Source organism: Occultella kanbiaonis (assembly GCF_009708215.1).
GTDB classification, from domain to species: Bacteria; Actinomycetota; Actinomycetes; order Actinomycetales; family Beutenbergiaceae; genus Occultella; species Occultella kanbiaonis.
Genome location: NZ_CP046175.1, coordinates 5,578,902 through 5,604,803, shown reverse-complemented (window position 1 = coordinate 5,604,803; position 25,902 = coordinate 5,578,902). Strand labels below are relative to the sequence as shown.

The following is a 25,902-nucleotide window of genomic DNA, read 5'->3' as shown; positions in this document are numbered from 1 at the left end:
GGACATGGCACGCACGTTGGCGGTGACCGCGGCGCTGGGGCTGCTCGCCCCGGCCGCGGTCGCCGCCGTGCCCATGCCCCCGGTCACGGCGCAGCTCCCGGCGCCGGACGCGGTCGCGACGCGGGTCGCGTTCACGCAGGGGTCCGGGGGTCTCGTGGAAGCCGCCTACAGCATCGGCTCGGCCGGCGGGGTCGAGTATCTCGCCGATCCCGACGTGGAACCCGTACCCGGGTCCGAGGGCGACCGCGAGCTCTCGACGACGTTCACGGTGAGTTCCGCCGCGACGTCCGCCTCCTCTTGGGTGGGCACCACGGAGTCCCCGGTCGGAGATGTGTACGTGCGCTACGACGAGGGCGACCCGATCCGGATCACCTGCGATGACGCGCGGGTCTCCCACCCCGTGGTCTCGCCGGACGGAACCCGGGTCGCGTACGCCACCAGGAGCGGCGACGAGACCTGGCACATCGACATCGCCACGATCGGGGCTCCGCCCTGTACCGGTGGGACCGTCGACACCGTGCCTCGCGGTCCGGGCGACGACGTGTGGCCGACCTGGTTGCCGGTGGGGCTCGGGTTCTCCTGGGATCTCGCGTTCTCCTCGACGCGGGAGGATCCGCTCGGCGACCTCTACATCGTCGACACGGCGCAGCCCACCGCGGAGCCGATCCGGATCACCGACGATCCCGGCGCGGACGTGCAGCCCAGCGCGACCGGGCTGATGTGGGAGGAGCAGGCACAGGTTCCGGTCCTTGCGTTCGGGACCAGCCGTTACCGTCCCGACGGATCGATCGCCCTGATCTACCTCGTCGGGTCGCCCGAGATGTGGGAGGACTCCGTCGAGGATCCCTGGGCGAACACGGGACTGACCACCCTGCAGGGCAGCGAGCCGATCATCGTGGAAACAGAGGGAGGCTTCCAGGGCGGTGAGGCGGTCCTGACCTTCACCAGCGCCGAGTACGACCCGTACGGCGACGTCCTCGCGACCGAACTCTCGATCGATCTCTTCGAGTTCGAGGACTTCGAGGCGTCACTCGGTGAGTCCTACCCCGTGCTCGCCACACCCGGCGTCGCCGAGTCCCACGCGGCCTGGACCGACCCGCCCTCCGGGTTCCCCGCGCAGGGTGAGATCGACACGATCCTCCGGGCGACCGCCGGCTCCACTCCCGACGATGTCGGGGACGTCGGGGCAGCAACCGGTGCGAACCCGCGCGTGTTCCCCGGCTCCACCGAGCAGGACGACGGCGGCGCCGCCTATTCACCGGACGGCGCCTGGCTCGTGTTCAGCACCGAGGTCGTCACCGAGAGCGAGCAGGTGGGCCGCCGCCTGATGCTCGCCGCAGCCGACGGCAGCACCGTCGCGCCGCTCGGCTATGCCTGGGACCCAGGCACCGGCGACGGGTCCGGACCACCTGCCGTGGACGTCAACCCCGCATGGTCACCGGATGGGACCCGGATCGCGTTCGAGCGTCGCTACGCGGGCGAGGGGATCACCGAGCAGATCATGGTGGCGCAGTTCGTGACGGACGGCTCCGTGGGCGAGACCGTGCTGATCACCGATCCCTTCGAGGACGGCTACTTCGCCGAGCCCAGTTGGGCGCCGGACGGCCGCACCCTTGCGGCGACCGGGTGGACGGCCTTCTCCACCGCAGCCGTCGGCGGGATCGACCAGCGGCTCACCCTGATCGACCTCTCCGATCCCAGCGCACCGGTCCTGACGCCGATCAGTCATCTTGCCGAGGACTGCGAAGGATCCGGGTGCATCCCGGTGCCTGTCGCCGGACGCTCCCCGGCGTGGTCTCCGGACGGCACCGTCATCGCGCTCGCCGATGCGAACCTTCCCTTGTTCGGCTCGTCTGCCGAGGACGCGTTCGACCTTCGCGGCGGGATCGGCCTGGTCACCCTCAACCCGGACGACCGGACCGGGCCCGTGTCGACGGTGACTCCGCTCGTCGGGTTCGGGCCCGACGAGTTTGCGACGCCGAGCCGGGAGGTCCTCAGCGCAGCGACCGACCCGGCCTGGTCCCCGGACGGGTCCGAGATCTACCTCGCGGGGCAAGCGGCGGGTGTCGCCAACGACTGGGGCATCTATGCCATCGCGCCCGACGGCACCGGGCTGCGCGAGGTCACCCAGGAGCCGGGACCGGAGACCGAGCCGGCCGTCCAGCCCGACGTGGATCTGTCCCTGACCATGACCGCCAGCCCGAACGTGGTCCCGGTCGGTGGCGCCAGCGAGCTCACCCTCACGGTCCGCAACGAGGGGCAGCGCCCGGTGGGCACGTATCGGGTGCTGCTGGAAGTGCCGGCGGAGCTGCAGTTCGGGGAGCTGCCAACCGGCTGCACCCTCGATGACCTCGTGCTCACCTGTCTGCCCACCGAGCCGCTCGGCCCGCTCGGCGTGAGCATCCTGACCATCACCGTCCTGGGCCGGGTGCCGGGCACGAACCCGGAGGTCACCGCCGTGGTCCTGCCCGGTGGGCCCGACCGGGACGTCGACAACAACTCCGTCGCTACGACGATCAACATCTCGGGTGTGCCCGGTACGACGGACGGCCAGGTGGACCTGGCCGTCACGCTCACCCTGAGCGCCCCGACGGCGTGGGTCGGCGGCCAGCCCGTGCTCGCCACCTACACGGTCACCAACACCGGAACCGCGCCCGTGACGGAGGCGACGGTCACGACCGGCTACCCGGCCGCCGTCGCCCCGTCGGTCTCGGCGACGCCTCCGGCGACGCCGCCACCGGTCGCCGACCCCGCGGCGGTGGCCTGCCTGACCGGGGCCGGGGTGTGTACCGTCGGCCCGCTCGCGCCGGGCGAGTCGGCCGTGCTGGTCGCGGGCCTGCTCCCGATCGGGCCGGCGCAGACCGGGGAGGTCACGGCGGTCGTCGCGGTGGGGCCGGGCTCCGGCGCCGGCGTGGACGTCGACCCGACGAATGACGCCGCGCGCGCCGTCGTCACGGTCCTTCAGCCGGAGATCCGGCTGCTGCCGTCGGTGGCCCGCCCAGGCGACGCGGTCCTGGCCTACGGCGAGGACTTCCCACCCGGCCAGGCGGTCACGCTGACCTGGAGCCAGGGCATCACGGTCAATCCGGGACCGTACGTGGTCAGTGCGGAGGGCCGGCTGGTCATCCCCCTCGTGCTCGTCTCCCGCGACCTGCTCGGGGAGCGGGACGTCATCGCGCTCTCACCGGCCGGCGCGTTCGGTGAGGTCCGCGGCCCGCTGCTGGTGGTCGCGAGGTCCATCCAGGCGCCCAACTTCCTGTTCAGGGGGTGACCATGATCACCGAGATCGACACCGCCCTGCGCGCGATGGTGCGTGCGGCGCTCGGCGGCGCCGAGGCGGAGGTGGTCCTCGACGCGCCGACCACCGAGTGGGCCGCGCGGCGCAACGCCCCGACCGTCAACCTCTACCTCTACGACCTGCGCGAGGACCTGCGCCGCCGGACCCGGGGAACCATCCAGACGCGGACGCCGGAGGGGGTCACCCGGTCCCACCCGCCGCGGTACTTCCGCATGTCCTATCTCGTCACGGCCTGGACGCAGCGGCCCGAGGACGAGCACCGGCTGCTCGAGGTGGTGCTCGCCCATCTCGTCCAGCACGAGGTCCTCCCGGACCATGACCTGGTGCTCCCGCCGGGCGCGGACCCGCTCGTGCAGCTGCTCGTCGGGCTGCCGCCCCCGGAGGACCGTGGCTTCGCCGACGTGTGGAGTGCGCTCGGCGGGGAGCTGAAGCCGTCGATCGACGTGGTCGTGGTGGCGCCGCTCGCGGTGCGGCTGGGGCCGGCGGCCGGCCCGCCCGTGCGCGAACCGCTCGTCCTCGATGCGCGGGATGTGGTGCCCGACGGCGGAGCGGACGTCGGGCGGCGCAAGCACAGTCCGCCGCCGCGCACCGAGGTGACCGCGCCTGCCGGCGCGGAGGAACCGTCGGCACCGACGTCGCCGAAGGCCCGGGCGCGGCGCCGGTGACGACGACCCAGGACCCGGCCCGGGTCGAGTCGTCGCAGGCCGAGCGCCTGACGGCCGATACCGAGCGTTCTCCGGCGTTGGGAGCGCTCGCGCCGGGCCGGAGCGCCGGGGAGGAGCCGAGCATCACGCATCTGCTCGGCCGCCTCGGCGTGATCGAGGAGCGGATCCGCGGCCTCGTCGCCGAGCGGCGGGCCCATGACCCACAGCCCGACGATCCCTTCCGAGGCCTCTATCTCAGCGACGAGGCGGTCGAGACGATCCTCGAGCGCCGCCCGGAACCGCCGGTGGCGACCACGGCGTCCGCACGCCTGACGGAGTGCGAGCGGGCGGCGGACACCGCGCAACGGTCCGGTGCGCGGCTGCGGCTGCGGGAGGTCGCGGACCGGTTCGGTCTCGACGCCCTCGACGTCGACCTGCTCCTGCTCGCGCTGGCCGCCGACGTCGATCCCCGGTTCGGGCAGCTCTTCGGCTACCTCAACGATGACGTGACCCGGCGGCGGCCGACCGTCGCGACGGCGCTGACACTGTGTGGCCGGCCGCTCGGCTCGGGCGCGGCCCGGGCCCATCTCGTGCACGGTCCGCTCATCACCGGGCGCCTGGTGCAGGTGGACGACGCCGACCAGCCGCTGCCGGTGCGGACCCTGCGGATACCGGACCGGGTGGCCGCTCATCTGCTCGGCGATGACAACCCGGACCCGACACTGGCCGGTGCCCTGATCCCGGCCTCGGACGCCGTGTGGGGGGACGTGGCCCCGCTGGCCCGCGCGCTCGACGCCGGGGTGGACCTCATCCACGTGCACGAGGCGGCCACGGGTTCGGGCCGGCTGCTCGCCATCGGTGCGCTGCGTGCGCTCGGCCGGGACGCCGTCGTGCTCGACCTGCAGCACCTGGCCGCGGGGGCGGAGCCGGCCGAGCTCGTGGACCTGGCGGTGCGGGAGGCCATGCTCGGCGGGGCGGGCCTGGTGGCCGGTCCCGTGGAGGCACTCGGCGAGGCGCCCGCGGCGCGAGCCGGACTTGCCGGCCTCGCCGGATGCCCCGGTCTGCCGGTGCTCCTCGTCGGTGCCGCCCCGTGGGATCCGGCATGGGCGCCGCGGACGCCGCTGCTGGTCGACGCGCCGGCCAGCACGGACGCCGAACGGGCCCGGCTCTGGGCGCTCGCCCTGTCCGATCCGGGTGCCCCGGCGACCGACGGGCCCCCACCGACCTCGGGCGAGGGGGATCCGGACGACGGCGCGGCGTTCGACGCACAGACGCTGGACGTCGCGGCCGCCACCTCGCAGTACCGCCTGAACCCCGAACAGGTGGTCCGGGCCGCGCGGGCGGCTCAGGTCCAGGCGCGGCTCGACGGCGGCCGGATCGCGGCCGAGCACCTGCGCCGGGGTGCCCGGGCGGAGAACGGAACCGCCCTTGACCGGCTGGCCCGCCGGATCGAACCGGCCGTCGGGTGGGAGGACCTGGTGCTGCCACCGGCGACGCTGACGGGTCTGCGGGAGCTGAGCCTGCGCGCGCGGCACCGCGAACGCGTGCTCGGCGACTGGCGGATGCGACCCGGCGGTGGCCGCGGGCACGGCGTGGCCGCCCTGTTCGCGGGGGACTCCGGCACGGGGAAGACGATGTCCGCGGAGGTCGTCGCCGGGGACCTCGGCCTGGAGCTGTACGTCGTGGACCTGGCCACCGTGGTGGACAAGTACATCGGTGAGACGGAGAAGAACCTCGAACGGATCTTCGCCGGCGCCGCCCGGATGAACGCCGTGCTGCTCTTCGACGAGGCGGACGCCGTCTTCGGCAAGCGTTCCGAGGTCAAGGACGCCCACGACCGGTACGCGAACGTCGAGAGCGCCTACCTGCTCCAGCGCATCGAGAGCTTCGACGGTCTGCTCATCCTGACCACGAACCTGCGGTCCAACATCGACGACGCGTTCACCCGACGGCTCGACGTGCTCGTGGACTTCCCGCTCCCCGACCCCGGCCACCGGCTCGCGCTCTGGGACCGCTGCCTCGGCACCGTGGTGCCCCGGGCGGACGACCTCGATCTGACCTTCTGCGCGGAAGCGTTCGCGCTCGCGGGCGGGGCGATCCGCTCCTCGGCGGTCACCGCCGCCTACCTCGCCGCCGCCGACGGCGCCCCGCTCGGCATGGGCCACCTCGTCACCGCCGTGCAGCGTGAGTACCGCAAGATGGGGCGCCTCAGCCTGCCCGCCGAGTTCGGCAGGTACTGGGATCTCATCGGTTGACCGCGCGCCGCGCCCGGCGTGCTCGGGACCCGGTGCCCCAGCGGGCCGCCGACGGCGCGGAGGGACCCGGCCGGGCTGCCCGGACGGTCCCCTCGCGGTGCCCGATCGGGCGCACCGGCGAGCATGCGCCGCAGGGCCAGGAGGTGGCAGCATCGCTGTCCACCGACCCGGGACTCCGCGTCTGAAGAGGGGTGTGTGATGCACAGCCACGACCACGCCGACGAGATCGGCCCGGTCCGGCCGGGCTCGACCAGGCGCACCAGTGAGGACGCCGGCGCGTCCCCGGTGGCCGCGCGACCCGGCCGGCCGGACCGGCTCGGTTCCGTGGGGCTGCTGCGCCTGCAGCGCGCGATCGGCAACGCGGGCGTCTCCGAGCTGGTCGAGCAGGAGCGGTCCCCGGTCCTCGACGTCATCGGGTCGGGTGGCGGGAGCGCCCTCGACGACGGCGTCCGCACCGACATGGAGGCACGCCTGGGGCACGACTTCAGCGACGTGCGGGTGCACACCGACGGGGCCGCCAGCGACTCGGCCGCCGCCGTCAACGCGCACGCCTACACGGTCGGCTCGAACGTGGTGTTCCAGCGGGACCGGTACGACCCGGGCTCCCAGGCGGGCCGCACGATGCTCGCGCACGAACTCACCCACGTGGTGCAGCAGCGCACCGGTCCGGTGGACGGCACGTCCACCGGTGACGGGGTGCGGGTCAGCGACCCGTCCGACCGGTTCGAGCGGGAGGCGGCGGCGAACGCGGAGCGGGTCATGTCCGGGCCGGCGCCGGTGCAGCGCGACGGCGCCGAGGAGGAGGAGCTCCAGGGCGCGTTCGTGCAGCGCGAAGCCGAGGAGGAGGAGCTCCAAGGGGCCTTCGTGCAGCGCGAGGCGGAAGAGGACCAGCTCGAGGCGTGAACCGGGGGTGCCCGTTCGCGCACCCGCTGCTTCCCGACTGCTCGTCCGCGCGGACACTGTGCCCGCCCGCTGCGCCCGGCAGGCTGGCCTCTCCACCATCGAAGCGCCCGAGGAGGCGACATGCCGACGTATCTCTCGCCAGGCGTATATGTCGAGGAGGTTGAGGCTGGGTCACGACCGATCGAAGGGGTCGGTACCTCAGTCGCAGCATTCGTCGGCCTGGCTGCGAAGGGCCCGGTGAACGAGCCGACGCTCGTATCCAACTGGACCCAGTTCTCCGAGACCTTCGGGGACTTCATCTCGGGGTCGTACCTGGCCCACTCCGTGTACGGGTACTTCCTGAACGGCGGCGGCAACTGCTACGTCGTCCGGATCGGCGCGGACAACGGCGCCAAGTCGGGACGGTCGCGGGCGCCGAAGGCGTTGCCCGCAGGGCCGGCCCATGCGCAGATCGGCGGCTACCGCGTGGTGGCCAAGGACGACGCGCCGAAGGGCAAGAAGGTCAGCGTCCAGGTCGCCGACGCCGGTGGGGAGAACCCGCCGGACGACCAGTTCAAACTGGTGATCAACGTCGAGGGCAAGGAGACGGAGACCTTCGACAACGTCACGACCAAGCGCGGCGCGGACAACGTCGCCACGAAGGTGAACCAGCACTCCAAGCTCATCACGATCGAGGAGGTCGCCTCCGGCAGTGCCCTCGCCAAGCCGGACAAGGGCTCAGCGGACCTCGTCGCCCCGGAGCCCGAGCCGGTGCCGCCGTCGACCACCGACCTCGGCGCCGACGACTACATCGGTGACGCCGCCGACCGCACCGGGTTCAGCGGCCTCGAGGCCATCGACGAGGTGACCATCGTGGCCGTCCCGGACCTGGTCGCCGCGCTGGAGCAGGAGGCCATCGATCTGGAGACGTTCCAGGCCGTGCAGCTCGCGATGATCGCCCACTGCGAGCTGATGGGCGACCGGATGGCGATCCTGGACCCACCGCCGAACCTCAATGCGCAGCAGGTCAAGGACTGGCGGGTCGGCGGCGCCGGCTACGACTCCAAGTACGCGGCGCTGTACTGGCCGTACGTCAAGATCTTCGACCCGGGCGACGGCTCGACCAGGTTCGTGCCGCCGTCGGGCCACATGGCCGGCATCTGGGCCCGCAGCGACGGTGAGCGTGGCGTGCACAAGGCCCCGGCGAACGAGGTCGTGCGCGGTGCCATCACCCTGCAGACGCAGATCACGAAGGCGGAGCATGACCTGCTCAACCCGGTCGGCGTGAACGCGATCCGGACCTTCCCGGGCCGGGGCGTGCGGGTCTGGGGTGCGCGGACGCTCTCCTCGGACCCGGCGTGGCGCTACATCAACGTGCGGCGGCTCTTCAACTACCTGGAGGAGTCGATCCTCGGTGGCACCCAATGGGTGGTCTTCGAGCCGAACGACCGAGCCCTCTGGGCCCGGATCCGGCGCACGATCTCGGCGTTCCTGGTGAACGAGTGGCGCAAGGGCGCCCTGTTCGGTAGCACCCCCGACGAGGCGTACTTCGTCAAGTGTGACGACGAGACGAACCCGGCGGAGGGCATCGATGCCGGTCAGGTCGTCTGCCAGATCGGGATCGCGCCGGTGAAGCCGGCGGAGTTCGTGATCTTCCAGCTGTCGCAGTTCTCCGGCGGCACATCACTCGTGAGCGAATAGAAGGAGCCGAACAATGCCACTCGCAGACGCACTTGACTCGTCCTCCGCCTACGCCTTCAGGGTCACCATCGACGGCATCGAGATCCCCAAGGTGATCGAGGTCGGTGGCCTGAAGTCCGAGGTGGACAAGATCGAGATGAAACAGCAGATGAAGGACGGCAAGTACGTCGTCCGTCAGATGGTCGGCCGTCCCAAGCCGGGGGAGTTCACCGTCACCCGGGGCCTCACCGACTCCAAAACGATCAGCGACTGGCTGAAGACCGTGATGCAGGGCGACATGGCCGGCTCACGCAAGACCGCCGCGGTCGAGCTGCTCGACTACCAGGACGGGCTGCTCATGACCTACAACTTCACCAACTGCTGGGTCCGGAGCCTCGAGGTGACCTCCCTCAAGGCCGGAGCCACGGAGCAGGCGACCGAGAAGGCCACCGTCTGCTACGACGAGGTCGCGATCGCCTGATGCAGCGCACACACGCGACGTTGGCGCCGGCCGATCCGGACCAGGAGGCCGTCCAGCCTGCTGGTCCGGATCGCTCGGCGCTGCGCACCGAGTTCGACTTCGAGTTGCCGCGCGGTTTCATGGACGGCGACGGAACGGTGCATCGTCGGGGCACGATGCGCCTCGCCACGGCGCGTGACGAGCTCCTGCCGCTCTATGACGCGCGCGTGCAGGAGAACCCGGCGTTCACCACGGTGGTGCTGCTCGGGCGGGTGATCACCTCCCTCGGCACCCTCGGGGTCGTCAACGCGAACGTGGTCGAGAACATGTTCGCCTCCGACGTGGCGTTCCTTCAGGACTTCTACCGCCGCATCAACGCCGAGGGGCACACCCGGGCGGCGGTCACGTGTCCGTCGTGTTCGCACCGGTTCACCCTCGACCTCTCGGGTGGCCGCCTGGGGGAATCGTGACGTACGCGGCCGATCGCATCTACCAGGAGGTCGCGTACGTCGCCTACCACTTCCACTGGTCCCGTGACGAGATCCTCGATCTGGAACACCCGCAGCGGCTGCGCTTCGTGTCCGAGATCGCGGACATCAACCGGCGTCTTTCCGAGGACAGGTGAGCCATGCGATGGCCCTGGCAACGAGCGAAGGAGAAGGCACCACCGGCGCTGCCGTCCCCCTCGCCCGGGCCGGCCAGGCAGGCGCCGGCTGAGCCCGGGCCGGCCGGGTGGGCGTTCCTCCCGCCCCTGCAGCGCACCATCGAGCCGGTCCAGCTGGTGCACCGCCCGACGGCGTTCCCACACTCCCTGAGTTCCTGGTCGTCGCCGTCGTTCATGGGGCCGATGACCCACCTGGTGGACGCGTCCGCGCCGTCGGGGGTCGTCGACGGCGATCGCCGTGGCCTCGCGGACACCGGTGCACCGACGCCGCGTGCCGACGCATCGGACCTCCGGTTGCTGCCGCCCCCACCGCCGACGCCGCACGTCCAGCGGGCCGCCCTCGGCGCCCCGGGCGCAATGACCCGGACCGGCGCCGAGGTGCGCGGGCTGCCGGTGTCCCGCCCCGCCGTCGTTCCCGATACGACCGCACCGGTCGATCCGGGGCCTGAGCACGGGTTCGGCGATGACGTCGCCAGTGACCCGGCGGCGCTCCATACCGGACCCGAGGAGCCCGAGCCGGTCGCCGACGATCGGGTCGGCTACACCGAGGGGGGTGCCACGTTCGTGCCGATCGTCGCCGAGCCGCAGCCGTCGAGTCACGAGGGGATCGGTGCCGCGGGCATGCCCCTGCAGCGGACTGGCCCGGCGGCGCCCGCGCCCCTCGCGCGGTCGGCGTCGGAGGTGGTGCCCCCGCGCCTCGGGCTCGGTGCACCGCTGCCGACGGCGGACGCGCGGGACACCGCCGTCGCACCTTCGGCTCCGGTCGGGTCGAGCCCAGGACCGACCGTGGCACCGGGCGTGGCGCCGGCGCAGCCACCCGGCTCCGGGCCGTCGCCGACTGTCGCGCGCACCGTCCCCCGGGGCGATGCGACCCGGGTCATGAGGTCACCGGCCACGGTCGAGCCAACCGTGGCCGGGGCATCGACGGGCGGGTCGACGGCGTCCGTCGGCGTCCTCGGGCCGACGCCGGGCACGCTCGGGCCGCCACCGGGTGGCGCGACGGGCGGTTCGGCACCGGGTGGCGCGACGGGCGGTTCGGCACCGGGTGGCGTGACGGGCGGTTCGGCACCGGGCGGCGGTACGGGCGGTTCGGCACCGGGCTCGATCGGCTCAGCTGGGCCCGCCGGTCCTGTCGCGGCGCCGCTGCCACTCCAGCGGTCCACCTCGGGGTTCGGGCCGGTCGGCTCGGATGGCGCTCCCTCGCTCGGCGCGAGCCCGATGGGCACGGAACCGGTCGGTTCGGCGACCCCGGACGACTCGACGTCGACCGCGACACCGGGCATCGTCGCGGCGCCGACCGCGACACCGGGCATCGTCGCGGCGCCGACCGAGGTCCCGATCGTGGGCAGCGTCGGTCCCGAGCCGCGTGCGGTGGATGTGCCGACCGTCCCCTCGGTCGATCCACCGCACGCCCCGATGCCGCTCGCCCCGCCGGCCGCCTCGCCGGCTCCGGGCGGCACGCCGGACGGGGTCGGAGCCGGCGCACCCGGTGGCCCGGCACTGCGCGGTGACACGGACAGGGCGCCCGTCCAGCGGGTCGCGGAGACGGGTGCCACACCGGCGCCGACTGAGAGTGCAGCGGCTACGGGCGCGGAGCCGGCACCGAGTGCGGCGCAGGCATCGGGCCTCGACCGCGCAGCCGGGACCGGGTCCGTGACTGGTGCCGGGTCCGCCACCGGTGCCGGGTCTGTGATTGATGCCGGGTCTGGGACTGGTGCCGGGTCTGTGATTGGTGCCGGGTCTGGGAATGGTGTCGCGTCTGCGACCGGTGCCGGGTCTGGGACTGGTGTCGGGCCCGGGACCGGCGGACTCGCGGCGGATCGGCCGACGCTCGCGCCGCTGCAGCGGGTGGCCGACCAGCGGAACAGTGGAGCGGGCGCAGTCGGGGCCGGTGCACCGACGCAGGGTCGTACGCTGCCGGATCGCGCCGCGCAGCATCCACTGGTCCAGCGCGCGGCCGCGTCCGAGTCCGCCGCCGCCCCGGGTGCTGCGGCCTCGGGTCCTGTCGCCTCCGGTCCTGCCGCCTCAGGTCCTGTCGCCTCGGGTCCTGTCGCCTCGGGTCCTGTCGCCTCGAGTGCCGCTGCCTCGGGCGCTACCGCCTCGGGCGCCACCGCCTCGGGTGCTGCTGCCTCGGCCGAAACGCACCATGCACCGTCCGTCCGTGCGACCGGTCCCGCGGGGACCTCGGACCCGCGAACGGCGCCGGGCCCGGCCTCATCGCCGAGCGGCGCACTCGCGGCGAGCTCGTTCGGCGAGGCATCGAGCGCCGTACCGGAGCCGAGTACGCCGAGTTCCGGTGACCCGATGAGCACCTTCAGGGACACCGGGATCCTCGCGCAGCGCGCCGCGATCGGCCCGGTCGGGTCGGATGCGGCCCTCGACCCGACCCTTGACCCGATCTCCGGTGGCTCCGGCCGCGGTGGACCGGGAGTGGAGCTGCCCGTCGCGTCGGTCGACGGTCCGGCGGCCGCCGGTGGCGGGTCAGGTCAGCCGTCCGTTGGGGCCGAGTCGTCGACCGGGCCGTCGATGGGGACCGGGTCGTCGGTGGGGTCGTCGGTACAGAGACAGACGGCGGTGGGTGCTCGGTCGCCGGTGGGCGACGATGCGTCATCGGCTGCCTGGGTATCGGGAACCCTGGCGCCGTCGCGGACCCACGAGTCGGCGAGAACCCTCGGCTCGGTGGCTCCGGTGGCTCCGGTGGCCCCCGTGGTCGCCCGGGCCGTCGCCTCCGGGGCGGCCCGCTCCGGCGCGCCGGCTACAGGGCTTGGGTCCGCAGGGCTTGCGCTGGCCACGACGAGCCCAGCGTCGACCCCGCGTCCGATCGGCCTGATCGGGGACAGCGGCCGTGGTCCGTTGGCCATGCTCTCCCGGACCGCCGCCGACGGCATGTCCGCCTCCGGTCCACCCGCCTCCGACCAGGCCCGGGCTGCGGGCGGCCGGGCCGCCCCGTCGCCCGTCGCGCCGGACTGGGATCCGGCGTCGGAGGACTGGTCCTCGCCCACCACGGTCGACGGCCCGGTCGTGTCCCGGACAGCGGTCGGCGCCGACGAGCTGCCCGTCGCGCGGGCGGTCGGCATCGACGGGATCGAGACCAGCCTCGCGCCGAACCGCCCACCCAGCCGTCCGTCCCCGCGGGCGCGGTCCAACTTCCTCGGCGGCCACCGCGGTCGCGGCGCGGCGCCCGGCGCGACCGTGCCGGACGACGGATCCGGCGCCGCCCAGTCCGCCGCGATGCCGCTGAACCAGTCCGCGGCCCAACCCGGCCCGCCGTCGACCGCAGCCCCCACGGCGAACCCGACCCCCGCCGTCGCCCCGGCTGCTGCCGCAGCCACGCCCGAGGTGACCACGGTCTCCCGCTCGGAACCACCGCCCGACGGTGGGTCGGCGGGCCTGCGGGACCTGTCCGCGGGCGCCGTCGACGAACTGGCAGATCGGTTGGCCGGCCCGATCCTGCGACGGCTTCGGACGCAACTGCTCGTGGACCGTGAACGCCGCGGCATGCGCACGGACCTGCGGTAGGGAGAGGACGAACATGCTCGAAGACATCGAGACCGGCATCGGGGTGCAGTACACCGTCAAACTCGACGGAGTCGACCTCGGCTCGTTCAGCTCGTGCAGCGGCCTGGGCTGCGAGGTCGTGATCGAGGTGCGCGAGGAGGGCGGCAACAACGGCAACCCGTGGCAGCTGCCGACCCGCCTGAAGTACCCGAACATCACCCTGTCGCGGCCGCTCGGCAAGGACACCACGAAGGTCGCCGAGTGGTTCTCCTCCATCGCCAAGGGGTACAAGCGCCGCACCGGAGCCATCGAGGCGAAGACCGTCGACGGGCGGGTGATCGCCAGCTGGGGGCTCATGGACATCGTTCCGGTGCGCTGGTCCGGCCCCACGTTCAACCCGGACTCCCCGGCCGTGCTGACCGAGTCGGTGGAGATCGCCCACCACGGGTTCCTCGCCCCTGGATCGAAGTGAGGACGTCATGCCTCCCGCACCCGTAGCGTTCGAGGCCGCCGGGGCCGGCGGTGCCGGCTCCCCCGCGCGGCTCGAGCACGCCTACCTGCAGTTGCACGAGCCCTCCCTGGACGGATCGCTGTCAAAGCCGGGGCCGAAGCTGGACCGGATCGACTTCCAGTTCAACCCCAAGGAGCTGAGCCTGTCGAAGCGTGCGGTGTGGAAGGAGAGCCCCGCCACCGGCAACAAGAAGGCCGGACCCCCGCAGTACACCGGGCCGCAGCCGACCTCGCTCACCCTGGAGATGTTCTTCGACGCCTCGGACACGCTGGACTCCTCGGTGGTGAAGAAGGTCGAGAGGCTGTTCTCCTGCTGTGTGCCGACCTCGGCGTCGTTCGGGCAGAAGAAGGCCTCACCTCCGTGGGTGCTGTTCCGGTGGGGCGCCCTGACCGGGTTCCTCGCCTACATCGAGTCCGTCACGGCGACCTACACCCTGTTCACGTCCGCCGGGTTGCCGGTCCGGGCCACGTGCGCGGTGACCCTGAACGAGATCGCCGGGGAGCAGCCCGGGCAGAACCCCACCTCGGGCGGGCTCGTGCCGCGCCGGGAGCACGTGCTCCGGGCGGGGGACACGCTGGCCGGCATCGCCTACGCCGAGTACGGGGACCCGTCGCTGTGGCGGGCGGTGGCCGAGCTCAACGGGGTGGACGACCCGGTCCGGCTCAGGCCCGGGCGCCGGCTCCTGCTGCCCGCGGCCGACGAACTGCCGCGCGCGGTCCTGCCTGGCGGCGAGCGAGCGCGGGAGGTGGCCCGTGCCGGCGACTGAGACCTTCACCTCGGCCCTGATCGTGACTGTGGACGGGTCGCCACTGTCCCCGCTCCTCGCGGCCGCGCTGGTGTCCGGGCACATCGAGGACGCGATCCGCCTGCCGGCCGTGTTCTCGCTGCGCTTCGCCGACCCGCAGGCCGACCTGATCGAGAAGGCGGGCCTGAAGATCGGGTCCAAGATCGCTCTGAAGGTGCAGACCAGCGGTCCCGGCGGACCCACGGAGCTGCTCACCGGTGACGTCACCGCCCTCGAGACGGAACTCGGGCCGACCGGCATGTTCGCGATCGTGCGTGGGCTGGACGCCTCCCACAAGCTCCAGCACGGCACCCGGATCAAGGCCTACCTGAACGTCGGTCCCGGCGACATCGTCAGCACCATCGCCGGGGCGCACGGGCTGAGCGTGGGGAAGATCGACGTGCGCAAGCCGATCTTCACGCACATCACCCAGGACGGGATCAGCGACTGGGACTTCCTCGCCAGGATCGGGGACCGGGTCGGCGCCCGGGCGAAGGTGCGCGACGGCGCGCTGGACTTCGTCGCCCCGACCGACTCCTCCTCCGCGCCCGCGCCCGGTGGGCGCGACAACCCGCTGGTCATCGAGCGGGGTGTCGACCTCGAGTGGGTGAGGGCCACGGTGACATCCGCGGGTCAGGTGCCCAAGGTCGAGGTCCGCGGCTGGGACCCCGGCCAGAAGCGCGAACTCGTCGGGCTGGCCACGGCCCGGACCCAGGTGGCCACGCTCGCCGGTGCGGACAGCCCGGCCAAGCTCGCGTCGACGGTCGGTGCCGCCAGCCACGTGGTCTCCCGCGCCGCGCTGAGCACCCAGGCGGAGTGCGACGGCGAGGCGGCGGCGCTCACCGAGCGGATCAGCGGCGGGTTCGCGGAGATCGAGGGCGGCGGGTTCGGCAACCCGGCGCTCGCGGCCGGGGTCGCCGTGCGCGTGGCCGGGGTGGGGAAGACCTTCGAGGGGACGTACACGCTCACCCAGGTCCGGCACGAGTTCACCGCGGAGGGGTTCCGCACGTCGTTCACCGCCTCCGGTGCCTCCGAGCGGTCCCTGTTCGGGGTCACCCGCGGTGAGGACCGCTCGGAGGTCCGGTCGGGCGTGATCCCGGCGATCGTGACGAACCTCAAGGACCCGGACGGCCTTGGCCGGGTGAAGATCAAGCTCCCGACCTACTCGGGCGACTACGAGAGCGAGTGGGCCCGCCTCGTCCAGGTGGGCGCGGGTGCGGCGCGCGGCACGGTGGTGCTGCCCGAGGTCGGCGACGAGGTGCTCGTCGCGTTCGCCGAGGGGGAGTTCGGCTCGCCGTACATCCTCGGCGGCCTGTACAACGGCCCGGACCGGCCGGACAAGGCCTGGTCCCAGCACGTCGGCAGCGACGGCAAGGTCACCCGGCGGGCCTTCGTCTCGCGCACCGGGATGCTGGTGGAGTTCCTCGAGAAGCCCGGCGAGGAGTCCCTCGTGATCAGCACGAACGCCGGCCAGCAGCGCATCACCCTCACCCAGAAGCAGCAGGCGGGCATCGAGATCTTCTCCGAGGGGCCGGTGCGCATCAAGGCGAAGCAGGATGTGGCCGTCGAGGCGCAGAACAACATCTCGGTGAAGAGCGTCGGCGGTGACATCACCATGGAGGCGATCAACATCAAGCTCAAGGCCAGCGCCGGGTTCGAGGCCGGGGGCGCCACCGTGAAGGTCGCCGGCCAGGCGACTGCGGAGCTGACCGCCGCCAACGTGAAGGTGAACGGCCAGGCCTCGGCCGAGCTCTCCGCCGGCGCCATGGCGACCATTCGCGGCGCCCTCGTGAAGATCAACTAGGCGGGAGGCAGGCATGGGTCAGGAGTTCATCGGGGCCGGCTGGTCCTTCCCGCTGCGGTTCGACCGGACCGGCCGGGTCGCGCTGGTCCGCGAGACCCGCGAGATCGAGGAGGCCATCCGGCTCGTCCTGGCGACCTCGCCGGGCGAACGGCCGATGCGCCCGGAGTTCGGGTGCGCCATCCACGACTATGTCTTCGCACCGGCGAATGCCGCGACGGCGGGCGACATCGCCTACGTCGTGCGGGTCGCGCTCGAGCGGTGGGAGCCACGCATCGACCTCGAGGACGTGGTGGTGCGGTTCGACGCCGTCGACGATGGCGTGCTGTACGTCGACGTCGTCTACTCCGTCCGCGGCACCAACGAGCCGCGCAACCTGGTCTTCCCGTTCTACGTGATCCCCACCCATGACGAGGCCGGAGCCTGACATGCTGCCCACCCCGAACCTCGACGACCGCCGTTTCCAGGACCTCGTCGACGACGCCAAGCGGATGGTCCAACGGCACAACCCGGAGTGGACGGACCACAACGTGTCCGACCCCGGGGTGACGCTGATCGAGACGGTCGCGTTCATGACCGACGAGCTGTTCTACCGGCTCAATCGGGTCCCGGACCGCCTCTACCTCACGTTCCTGGACCTGCTCGGGATGAGCCTGCTCCCACCCACGGCGGCCACGGCGGACGCCACGTTCTGGCTCTCCGCCGAGCAGCCGGAGACGGTCGTGGTGCCGGAGGGGTTCGAGGTCTCGACGCTGCGCACGGAGGACGACCCGGCCACGAGGTTCGCCACGGTCCGCCCGCTGGAGGTGCCGCCGCGCCGCCTCGCGCACGTGCTGACCCACGGCGCCGACGGCGAACCGCTGTCACGCGACGATGACCTGCTCGGCGGGGACGGGTTCGAGGTCTTCTCCGGGAAGCCGGTCGAGGACGATGTGCTGCTCCTCGGCCTCGACGAGCCGGCGCCGTCGTGCGCGGTGGTGCTGCGCTTCGAGTGCGACGTGCAGGGTGTGGGCGTCGACCCGCGGAACCCGCCCCTGGTCTGGGAGGCCTGGGACGGACGGCGCTGGGTCGGGTGTGACCTGGACAGTGACGGGACCGGCGGGCTGAACCGGGCCGGGGACGTCGTGGTGCATGTCCCCGAGACCCACACGGCCTCGGTCATCGGGCGGATCCGCGCCGGCTGGCTGCGGTGCCGGGTGATTCCCGCGGACGAGGGCTACCCGTTCTACAGCGCCTCCCCGACCATGAGCGCCGCGAGTGCCTTCACCATCGGCGGCACGGTGGCGGTGGTCCACGCGGAGACCATCGACGAGGAGGTGCTCGGCCTGTCCGAGGGGACGCCCGCGCAGGTGTTCCCGCTCGAGCACCGCCCGGTCGTGGCGGGGGGCCCGCCGATCGAGCTCGATGTGGCCGACGGCGGTGGCTGGCAGCGCTGGACGGAGGTGGACTCGTTCGCGGGTGCCGGCCGGGATGACCACGTCTTCTGGGTCGACCGGGCGCAGGGGGCGGTGCACCTCGGTCCGGCGGTGCGTCAGGTGGACGGCTCGCTGCGCGGGTACGGCGCGGTGCCGCCCAAGGGCGCGCCCCTACGGGTGCGCAGCTACCGCACCGGGGGCGGCCCGGCGGGCAACGTGGGCGCCCGGACGATCAGCGTGATGCGTGCCACGGTCCCGTTCGTGGACCGGGTCGAGAACCGGCGCCCGGCGCTCGGCGGGGTGGCGGCGGAATCGGTGGCCGAGGCGCGCCTTCGTGGACCGCTGGCGCTGCGGACCCGGGACCGGGCGATCACGGCCGAGGACTACGAACAGCTCGCCCGCGCGGCGGCGCCCGGCATCGCCAGGGTCCGGTGCGTGCCCGCGGTGGGGGACGCCGACGCCGGCGGTGTGCGGGTGCTCGTGGTCCCCTCGGCGGTTCCCGACGACGAGGGTCAGCTGCGGTTCGAGGACATGGTGCCCTCCACCGATGACCTCGCCGCCGTGGCCGCCTACCTCGACGACCGGCGGCCCGTGGGCGTGCGCGTGCTCGTGGAGCCACCGTTCTATCAGGGGGTCACCGTGGTCGCCCGGCTGAGTCCGCGACCACGGACGACGGCGCACGTGCTCGAACGGGACGCCGTCCGGGCCCTGAACAGGTACTTCGACCCGCTCACCGGAGGGCTCGACGGCGAGGGGTGGCCGTTCGGGAGGCCGGTCCAGGCGGGCGAGGTGTACGCGGTGCTGCAGCGGCTGCCCGGCACGGAGCTGGTCGAGGACGTCAAGCTGTTCGCAGCGGACCCGATCACGTCCCGCCGCGGGGAGCCGGTGCAGCGGATCGAACTGGACCAGCACGCGCTGGCGTTCTCCTACCGCCACCAGGTCCGCGTCACGGCGGGGGACTGAGATGCGCGGCATGATCCCAGGGCTCGTCCCGGTGGTCCCGGTGGGCTCCCGGTTGCCCGGCGTGTACGGCGACGACGAGATGATGCAGCTGTTCACGCGGGCGCTGGACGAGGTGCTCGCGCCGACGTTCACCACGCTGGACTCGTTGTGGACCTACATCGACCCGCACCTGGCGCCGGAGGACTTCCTGGACTGGCTCGCGGACTGGGTGGGGGTCGAGGTCGACGACTCGTGGTCGGTCGAGCGCAAGCGCGAGATCGTCGCGCAGGCCGCTCAGATCCACCGCCGTCGCGGCACGGTGGCCGGAGTGGAGCTGGCCGTGCGGCTGGTCACCGGTGGCGAGGTCACCGTGACCGACTCGGGCGGCACGATCTGGTCGCGGACCCCGGGCGCGGACCTGCCGGGGCGCTCGCCCGCGGAGCTGACGGTGACGGTGGAGGTGCCCGACGTCGACGCCGTGGACCTGCGTCGGGTGGATCGCGTGGTGCGTGACGTCAAACCGGCGCACGTGCCACACGTCGTGGAGATCGTGGAGGTGGCCTGATGGTGATCTGTCCCGAATGCGGCACCCGCAACGAGGTCGGGGAGCAGTTCTGTGGTGGCTGCGGCACCTACCTGGAGTGGGAGGATCCCGCAGCCGACGAGCATGGACTCGAACCTGAGCCCGAAGTCGAGCCGGTGCCCGTGCCGGAGCCGGTGCCAGTGCAGCTGCCTGAGCCCGCGCCGGTGCCCGTGCAGCTGCCTGAGCCCGCGCCGGAACCGGAGCCCGTGCCCGAGCCTGAACAGGCTCCCGTTCCTCCACCGGTTACCGTCCCGGAGCCGGTTCCTGAGCCTGCACCCCGGGCCGAGCAGCGCACGGCGGTCGAGCCGGCGCCCGGGACCGGGCAGGAGGCCGCGGCGACCACCGCCGCCACGGCTGCCAGCGCGGGGACGGTGCCAGCGGCGCGACCCGTCGCCGAACCCACGACCGCCCCGACGGCGGCGGTACCGCCGGCCACGAACGAGGTGGCCACGTCGGGAATTGGCGGGGGTGCGCCGTCGGGCACGAACGAGGCGGCCACGTCGGGAATTGGCGAGGGTGCGCCGTCGGGCACGAACGAGACTGCCCAGTCGGGCACTGGCGAGACGGCCACGTCGGGCACTGGCGAGGCTGCGCCGTCGGGCGTCGAGGACGGCCCGGCCCGCCGGGCGGACCAGCCGCACCCGAACGGCACCCCGACCCGCGAGACCATCGAGCAGGCGAAGCCGGCGGCGGCGATCGCGCCCGCGCTCGTCGCACCGCCGGCGCAGCGCAGGCGCCGAACCACCCGGAGCTCCGCCGACCCCTCCACCCCCGCCGTCGGGCAACGCCCCGGCGCGCCCCGCCCGACCGGCGCCGACGAGCCCGCCGCGAGAGCACCGGGCGCACCGATGGCGGTGCGGCCGGGGGCGGCAAAGCCCCGACCGGCGCCGCGACCGGTCCCCGCGGACGAGCCGCCGCCCGCGCCCGGTGATCTCATCTGCGGCAGCTGCGGCACCGGGAACGTGCCCACCCGCAAGTTCTGCCGCCGGTGTGGCACCAGCCTCGCCGAGGCGAAGGTACAGCCGAGCAGGTCCTGGTGGCGGCGACTCCTGCGCCCCGACGCCAAGCCCGGGCCGGTCGCCGGTACCCGGCCCAAGACCCGGCGACGCCGGTTCCCGACGAGGCTCGTCAGCACCGTCGTCATCCTCGGCCTGCTCACCGCCGTCGGGCTCTACTTCCGGCCCGAGCTCGAGCGTGCCTACGAGGCCGTGCTGGACCGCGCCCAGGGCAACGCCGCCGTGAATCCGACCGGATTCACAGCCTCGAGTCAGGGCCCCGAGACACCCGTGACGAACCTCGGCGACGGCACCTTCGACCGGGCCTGGACACCGGCGGCGCCGGGACCCGGGGCGGGCGAGTGGGTGGACATGACGTTCGCTCAGCCGTTCCGGATGGTCCGGATCCTGATCACGCCGGGCGCGTCCACGGTGCAGGAGGACTTCCTGGCCGCGGACCGGCCACAGACACTGACCGTCACGACGACCACGTCCACCGGTGCCCAGGAGAGCGAGGAGATCGTGCTCGAGGACCGGGCCGGGGCTCAGAGCATCGAGCTCGTGGCCGAGAACGTGGTCGCCGTGCGGCTGACCATCGTCGACACCTTCGCGCCTAGCCCCGAGTCGTTCGTGGCACTGGCAGAGGTAGAGTTCCGAGGACGCGAGTAGTGTCCGCGGGGACGCCGAGGGTGGCGAGCATCCGGGCGTAGCCACGTTGCGCGCGCTGGGCCTCCGCGGCCGCGCCGGACCGGTGCAGCGCGTCGATCAGCAGTTGCCAGGACGCGTCGCGGAAGGTGTTCAGCTCGATGCTGCGGTTGGCCGCCGAGGTCGCCGCCTCGAGGTTGCCGGCGGCGAGTTCGAGCGCGCCGAGCGCAGCGGCGGCCTCCGCGGCCTGGCTCCGGTAGCGATCCCTCGGGTCGGTCACCCACTCGGCCGGGCCGTCCTCCGGGAGCAGGTCCGCGGCGTACAGGTCGAGGGCGCGCCGCAGCGCCGCGGCGTGCGCGACCTGGTCGGTGTTCCGGGTTTTGTTCGCGGTCCGGAGCGCGGCCTCGAACTCGACGACGTCGCATCGGGAGGAGCTGCGCAGGCGGAGCGTGTAGGCCTCCCCGTCCCGCACCAGCAGGGTGCTGCTGCGGGCCGGGCGACCCGGTTCCAGGCACCGCCGGATCGTGGAGACGCTGACCTGGAGGTTGTGCATCGCCGCGGCCGGGTCGAGGTCGCGCCACAGCGCCTCGGCCAGCCGTTCCCGGTGCACCGGCCGGCCGGCGCTGAGGGCGAGGATCCGCAGCACCGCGCGGGCCCGGGGCCGCATCTGGCCAAGGTCGACGGCGCGGCCCCGAACCGTGATCGAGAACGCGCCGAAGCAGTGCACGTCCAATTCGGCCACCACGTGGGACGGCGGTGCGGACCGGTCCGGTGGGTCGGCCGACGCGGCAGCGCCCGATGCCGGCTCGGCGGCGCGGCCGGGCCCCGGCTCGGCGTCATGGGCCTCGACGGCGGTGGGAGACAGCCACTCCCACGGCCGGGCGAGCAGTCCTTCCGCCTCGGCCGTCGAGGTCGCCAGGTGCATCATCTCGGCGGCGTGCGCACCGTCGGCGGCGCCGCTGCGGGCCAGCGTCGCGTACGCGATGGCAAGGGCGCCGGGCACCGCGAGGGTGCGAGCGAAGGACTCTGCCGCCACCGCGTCGGCCGTCGCATCCGGGAGCCGGGCGGCGGTGGCGGTGAGCGCGTACAGGGACCGTGCCCACGCCTCGAGCGACGTGGCGCCGAGGGTCCGGAAGCGTAGACCGAGATCGTCCCACTCCTGCGGATGCACGCCACCGGCGCGTAGGCAGGACAGCGCCAGCGACCAGGCGATGATCGCCGCTCCCCACGCGTCGCCGATCCGGTCGCAGTGGCGGATCAGCTGCTGGGCGCGGCGATGGGACCGCTCATCGCCGTCGAAACTGACGATCGCGCCGTGCGCCAGCCGGGCCAGCCACGTGTGCCCCGCCTGTTCGGCGGCCACGTACACCCGATCGATCGCGGCGAGGGTCGGCAGCGTCGGGCGGGTGGAGGCCATCGAGACCTCCGCCAGCCGCGCGGCGAGCGCCATCTCATCCGGCGCCTCCGGGTCGGACGCGCACCGGTGCAGCACCTCGGTCGCCGTGCGTTGATCGCCGGCGATCAACAGGCTGATGCCCTCCGCGAGGGTGGCGCCCGGGCCTCGCTGCCGGGCCGCTCGCCGGGCTGCCTGCAACGGGTCGCGCCTGCTCGCCTCGCGGACGCAGTGCTCCCACCCGTCGGCGTGATCGCGGGCGGGCGCCGTCGACCAGACCCCCGCACCCGCAGAGATCAGCCGGGTCGCGGCACGCTCCGCAGGGCTCGTGGAGTCGCTCAGGTCGTTCAGGAGGTTGCGCACCCGGTCGAACTGTCCCTCGAGGTGCGCTGCGCGGGCGCGCGCGATGGTGCGCCAGGGTGGGGGGCCGATCCGGTCCACCGGCAGCGGGTCGGTCCACAGCCGACCCTGGATGTCGACGGATCCGGACCCGACGTCCTCGAGGAGGTCGGCCAGGTGCCGCCAGTCCTCGGCCAGGCAGAGTGCGCGCAGCGCCTCGTGGGTGGCGCCCTCGGTGCGCAGGATCGTGGCGGCACCGGAGAACCAGGCTGAGGTCCGCACCGGACCGAGCTCCGCACGGGCGGCCGAGATCAGATGACGGCGCAGCACGCGGTGCATCCGGAAGCGGCCGTTGCCCACATCGATCAGCAGCGGCAGGGAGCGGGCCACGGACCGAAGGTCCTCATGCCCGGTGCTGGTTCCACGGTGGGCGTCCACGCGGGCGGCGCTGAGGTTCTCGAACACGGCCACGTCCGACAGGAAGTCGCGCTGGTGCGCCGGCAGCCCACGAAGCACTGTCGCGTCAAGGTAGCCGGCCGCGTAGTCGGCGTGCATCGCCAGGGCATGGACCGCACGCCGGCGCTCAGCGGGGAGACGGCCCTCGATGGAACGCTGGAACAGGCGCACCGCAGCGGCCCAGCCCTCCGTCTCCCTCGTGATCACGACCAGGTCGTCGAGCGGGAGCGGCTCGTCCCCGGCCGAGCGCATGAGGGCGTCGGTGTCCCAGATGCGGAGCCGCAGATCGCGTCCGGTGAGCACGACCGGCGCCGGGATCTCCGAGCGGGTCAGGTTCAGGGTGGGCATGGTCCGGGACCCGAGCAGGATCCTCAGACGGTCACCGGTGCCGAGGATGAGGGTCTCCAGCTCGGCCTCGGCGGGGGTGCCGACGATGTGGTGGACGTCGTCGAGGACGAGAAGCAGCGGCGCCGGGAGCAGGTCGACGAGGTGGAGCACGCCGTGCGCGCTGGTCGGTTCGACGGCGGGGTGTCGGCTGGTGCCTTCGCGCGGCCTGTTCGTCGGTACGGTCACCGCGCGCGGCTCGGTTCCGGGCACGGCGCGCGGCTCGGGTGCGGCCACCGCTCCGGGCTCGGGTGCGCCGGCCGTCCCGACGGTGCGGACGGCGACCGCGAGGGTACGGATCAGCGCGCGCGGGTCCGCGTCTGCGAGTGTCAGCCGGCACCAGGCCACGAGTCCGCCCTGGCTTCGGGCCCAGCGCGCCATCAGGGTGGTCTTGCCGGTTCCCGGCCAGGCCACGACGAGCCCGAGGCGCGCCGCCCTGATCCCGTCGAGGGCCCGGAGCAGAGCCGGTCGGGGCACTCCGCCGGCCGTGGGGACGCGCGACAGCGAGGCCGGTGCCAGGTCATCGAGTCGGACGCCTTCGGCCACGGGTAGCCTCCCGGTCGGAACGTTTCTGAGCATAGGCCGGTCGGGCCCGCCGGGGTGCCCGTTCGGGCGCCCCGTCTCACCCTGAAGAGAGGCCGAAGCGGCTGTCGTGATACCCGAGGTCGTGCTGGGCGCCGGGCGCACTCCTGCTCGGTGTGCCGACCGAGCGTCGGCGTGTGCGCTATGCGCCAAGCACCATCCAGGCGGTCCCCCGCGCTCGCAGACCCGTGGTGATGGCGCGCGCCCCGATGAACCCACCCGCGAAGGCGACCCACAACCACGCGAGCCCCGCTGCGCCGTCGGGCGCCCAGAGCCAGACCGCTCCGACCATCGGCAGGTACGTGACCAGGGTGATCACACCGGCCCATGCGAGGAACCGGCCGTCGCCCGCGCCCATCAGCACGCCGTCGAGCACGAACGGCCACGCGGCCAGCGGCAGCAGGAGACCGATCACCACCAGCGAGATGGCCGCGGCTCGCTGTACCTGCGGGTCGGAGGTGAACAGCGGCGTGACGAGCCATCCGAGTCCGGCGATGGCGACGCCGATGACGGCTCCGGCGCCCATGCCCCACTGCAGGCAACGCCGGGTGACCGCGCGGACCTGGCCGACGTCGCGGGCGCCGAGGCCGTGCCCGACGAGTGCCTGGGCGGCGATCGCGAGGGCGTCCAGGGCGAACGCGGTCAGCCCCCAGACCGCGTTCACGATCTGGTGCGCGGCAAGCGTGGCATCGCCGAGCTTCGTGGCGGTGGCCACGGTGAGCAGGATCGCCGCGCGCAGCGTGAGGGTCCGGATCAGCAGCGGGGTGCCCGCGCGGGCGTTCGCCATGATCCCGGCCGGGTGGGGTCGCAGCCCGACGCCGCGGGCCCGGGCGCCCCGGAGCACGATCGCGGCGAGGACCGCTCCCATGCCGAGCTGGGTGAGCGCCGTCGCCAGGCCGGACCCGGCGATGCCCATGTGGAAGCCGTACACGAGCGTGATCGACCCGATCGTGTTGACGACCGCGCCGACCACCGCGACGACGAGCGGGGTCCGGGTGTCCTGCAGGCCCCGCAGGGCCCCGGTCGCCGCCAGGACCACGAGCATCCCGGGGATCCCCGGCGCCGACGAGCGCAGGTACGCGACCGCGTGGGGAGTCACGTCCGCCGAGGCGCCGAGTGCCGTGACGATCGGCTCGGCGACTCCGATCGCGACGGCGCAGGTCACCGCGCCGAGCCCGAGCGCAAGCCAGATGCCGTCCAGCCCGACGGCGAGGGCGCCCTTGGTGTCGCCCGCGCCGAGGCGCCGGGCGACGGCGCCCGTGGTGGCGTAGGCCAGGAAGATGAAGATGGAGACGATGGTGACCAGAACCGTCGAGGCGATGGTCAGCCCGGCGAGTTCCGCGGTGCCCAGGCGGCCGACGACGGCGGAGTCGATGAGCACGAACAGCGGCTCGGCCACGAGCGCGCCGAGTGCGGGGACCGCGAGGGAGAGGATGCGCCGATCGAGGGCCCGACGCTCATCGGCGTGTACGCCCGGCGTGTCGTCCACCGATCCTCCGAGTAATTGTTATGCACACCGTGGGTACAGCGAATCCGTTGTAATTCCAGCGATGTCAGAAGTTATCCACACCAGTGGATGGAGCCTGTGCACAACCTTTTCCGCTGTGATCCACATGCTGTCCACAGCCTAGGGGGTGTTCGTCCCCAGGCTGGCGCACCATCGAGTTGTGGGGGGCACGGTGGGAGGCATA

The 25,902-nt window shown here is 73.1% G+C and carries 19 protein-coding genes; 16 read left to right on the top strand and 3 right to left on the bottom strand.

From position 1 onward, the window contains the following. The first annotated feature begins 4 nt into the window (after positions 1 to 4). The 8 genes from GKS42_RS25680 (at position 5) to GKS42_RS26085 (ending at position 9,844) form a co-directional block, all read left to right on the top strand. Positions 5 to 3,271 carry a DUF11 domain-containing protein gene (locus GKS42_RS25680; protein WP_154796421.1) on the top strand — a complete coding sequence of 1,089 codons (3,267 nt, stop codon included), beginning with the start codon at positions 5 to 7 and terminating at the stop codon, positions 3,269 to 3,271. 2 nt (positions 3,272 to 3,273) lie between these two features. Further along, entirely contained in the window at positions 3,274 to 3,963 is a 690-nt protein-coding gene (locus tag GKS42_RS25675; RefSeq protein ID WP_154796420.1) for a Pvc16 family protein, read from the top strand. Next, on the top strand, positions 3,960 to 6,197 hold the full coding sequence (locus GKS42_RS25670) for an ATP-binding protein (protein WP_232847850.1): 2,238 nt from the start codon (positions 3,960 to 3,962) through the stop codon (positions 6,195 to 6,197). The genes GKS42_RS25675 and GKS42_RS25670 overlap by 4 nt, the downstream gene beginning before the upstream one ends. A gap of 198 nt (positions 6,198 to 6,395) precedes the next feature. Further along, positions 6,396 to 7,100, top strand: coding sequence for an eCIS core domain-containing protein (locus tag GKS42_RS25665; RefSeq protein ID WP_154796419.1), 705 nt, complete (start codon positions 6,396 to 6,398; stop codon positions 7,098 to 7,100). A 237-nt stretch (positions 7,101 to 7,337) separates the two neighbouring features. Continuing rightward, the gene (locus GKS42_RS25660; RefSeq protein WP_232847849.1) at positions 7,338 to 8,780 is read left to right on the top strand and encodes a phage tail sheath family protein; all 1,443 of its coding nucleotides are present in this window, start codon (positions 7,338 to 7,340) and stop codon (positions 8,778 to 8,780) included. 13 nt (positions 8,781 to 8,793) lie between these two features. Further along, entirely contained in the window at positions 8,794 to 9,240 is a 447-nt protein-coding gene (locus tag GKS42_RS25655) for a phage tail protein (protein ID WP_154796417.1), read from the top strand. Then, on the top strand, positions 9,240 to 9,689 hold the full coding sequence (locus tag GKS42_RS25650; protein ID WP_154796416.1) for a hypothetical protein: 450 nt from the start codon (positions 9,240 to 9,242) through the stop codon (positions 9,687 to 9,689). Before GKS42_RS25655 ends, GKS42_RS25650 begins: the two co-directional genes overlap by 1 nt. Next, positions 9,686 to 9,844 (top strand): DUF6760 family protein, encoded by a 159-nt coding sequence (locus tag GKS42_RS26085; RefSeq protein ID WP_163541680.1) that lies wholly within the window; start codon positions 9,686 to 9,688, stop codon positions 9,842 to 9,844. Before GKS42_RS25650 ends, GKS42_RS26085 begins: the two co-directional genes overlap by 4 nt. 635 nt (positions 9,845 to 10,479) lie before the next feature. Here the strand turns inward: GKS42_RS26085 and GKS42_RS25645 are convergent. Continuing rightward, positions 10,480 to 11,439 (bottom strand): hypothetical protein, encoded by a 960-nt coding sequence (locus GKS42_RS25645; protein WP_154796415.1) that lies wholly within the window; start codon positions 11,437 to 11,439, stop codon positions 10,480 to 10,482. A gap of 748 nt (positions 11,440 to 12,187) precedes the next feature. Here GKS42_RS25645 and GKS42_RS25640 point away from each other — a divergent pair. The 8 genes from GKS42_RS25640 to GKS42_RS25605 are packed head-to-tail and all read left to right on the top strand — an operon-like array spanning position 12,188 to position 21,081. Continuing rightward, entirely contained in the window at positions 12,188 to 13,402 is a 1,215-nt protein-coding gene (locus tag GKS42_RS25640) for a hypothetical protein (RefSeq protein WP_154796414.1), read from the top strand. Between the two features lie 13 nt (positions 13,403 to 13,415). Further along, positions 13,416 to 13,853, top strand: a complete 438-nt coding sequence (locus GKS42_RS25635; RefSeq protein ID WP_154796413.1) for a phage tail protein — start codon at positions 13,416 to 13,418, stop codon at positions 13,851 to 13,853. Positions 13,854 to 13,860: 7 nt separating this feature from the next. Next, positions 13,861 to 14,658, top strand: coding sequence for a CIS tube protein (locus GKS42_RS25630; RefSeq protein WP_154796412.1), 798 nt, complete (start codon positions 13,861 to 13,863; stop codon positions 14,656 to 14,658). Beyond that, complete coding sequence (locus tag GKS42_RS25625) at positions 14,645 to 16,480, top strand: VgrG-related protein (RefSeq protein ID WP_154796411.1); 1,836 nt, start codon at positions 14,645 to 14,647, stop codon at positions 16,478 to 16,480. Before GKS42_RS25630 ends, GKS42_RS25625 begins: the two co-directional genes overlap by 14 nt. A 13-nt stretch (positions 16,481 to 16,493) precedes the next feature. Then, entirely contained in the window at positions 16,494 to 16,904 is a 411-nt protein-coding gene (locus GKS42_RS25620) for a GPW/gp25 family protein (RefSeq protein ID WP_154796410.1), read from the top strand. 1 nt (position 16,905) lies between these two features. Beyond that, positions 16,906 to 18,855: a putative baseplate assembly protein gene (locus GKS42_RS25615; RefSeq protein WP_154796409.1), complete on the top strand. Its 1,950-nt coding sequence runs from the start codon at positions 16,906 to 16,908 to the stop codon at positions 18,853 to 18,855. Positions 18,856 to 18,865: 10 nt separating this feature from the next. Next, on the top strand, positions 18,866 to 19,399 hold the full coding sequence (locus GKS42_RS25610; RefSeq protein WP_232847848.1) for a phage tail protein I: 534 nt from the start codon (positions 18,866 to 18,868) through the stop codon (positions 19,397 to 19,399). Further along, the gene (locus tag GKS42_RS25605) at positions 19,399 to 21,081 is read left to right on the top strand and encodes a zinc ribbon domain-containing protein (RefSeq protein WP_154796407.1); all 1,683 of its coding nucleotides are present in this window, start codon (positions 19,399 to 19,401) and stop codon (positions 21,079 to 21,081) included. The genes GKS42_RS25610 and GKS42_RS25605 overlap by 1 nt, the downstream gene beginning before the upstream one ends. On the opposite strand, the gene GKS42_RS25600 is transcribed toward GKS42_RS25605, so the two are convergent. Next, positions 21,026 to 24,175 (bottom strand): AfsR/SARP family transcriptional regulator, encoded by a 3,150-nt coding sequence (locus tag GKS42_RS25600; RefSeq protein ID WP_154796406.1) that lies wholly within the window; start codon positions 24,173 to 24,175, stop codon positions 21,026 to 21,028. The two genes, GKS42_RS25605 and GKS42_RS25600, sit on opposite strands and share 56 nt — an antisense overlap. A 178-nt stretch (positions 24,176 to 24,353) precedes the next feature. After that, on the bottom strand, positions 24,354 to 25,700 hold the full coding sequence (locus GKS42_RS25595) for an MATE family efflux transporter (protein WP_154796405.1): 1,347 nt from the start codon (positions 25,698 to 25,700) through the stop codon (positions 24,354 to 24,356). Positions 25,701 to 25,902 lie beyond the last annotated feature (202 nt).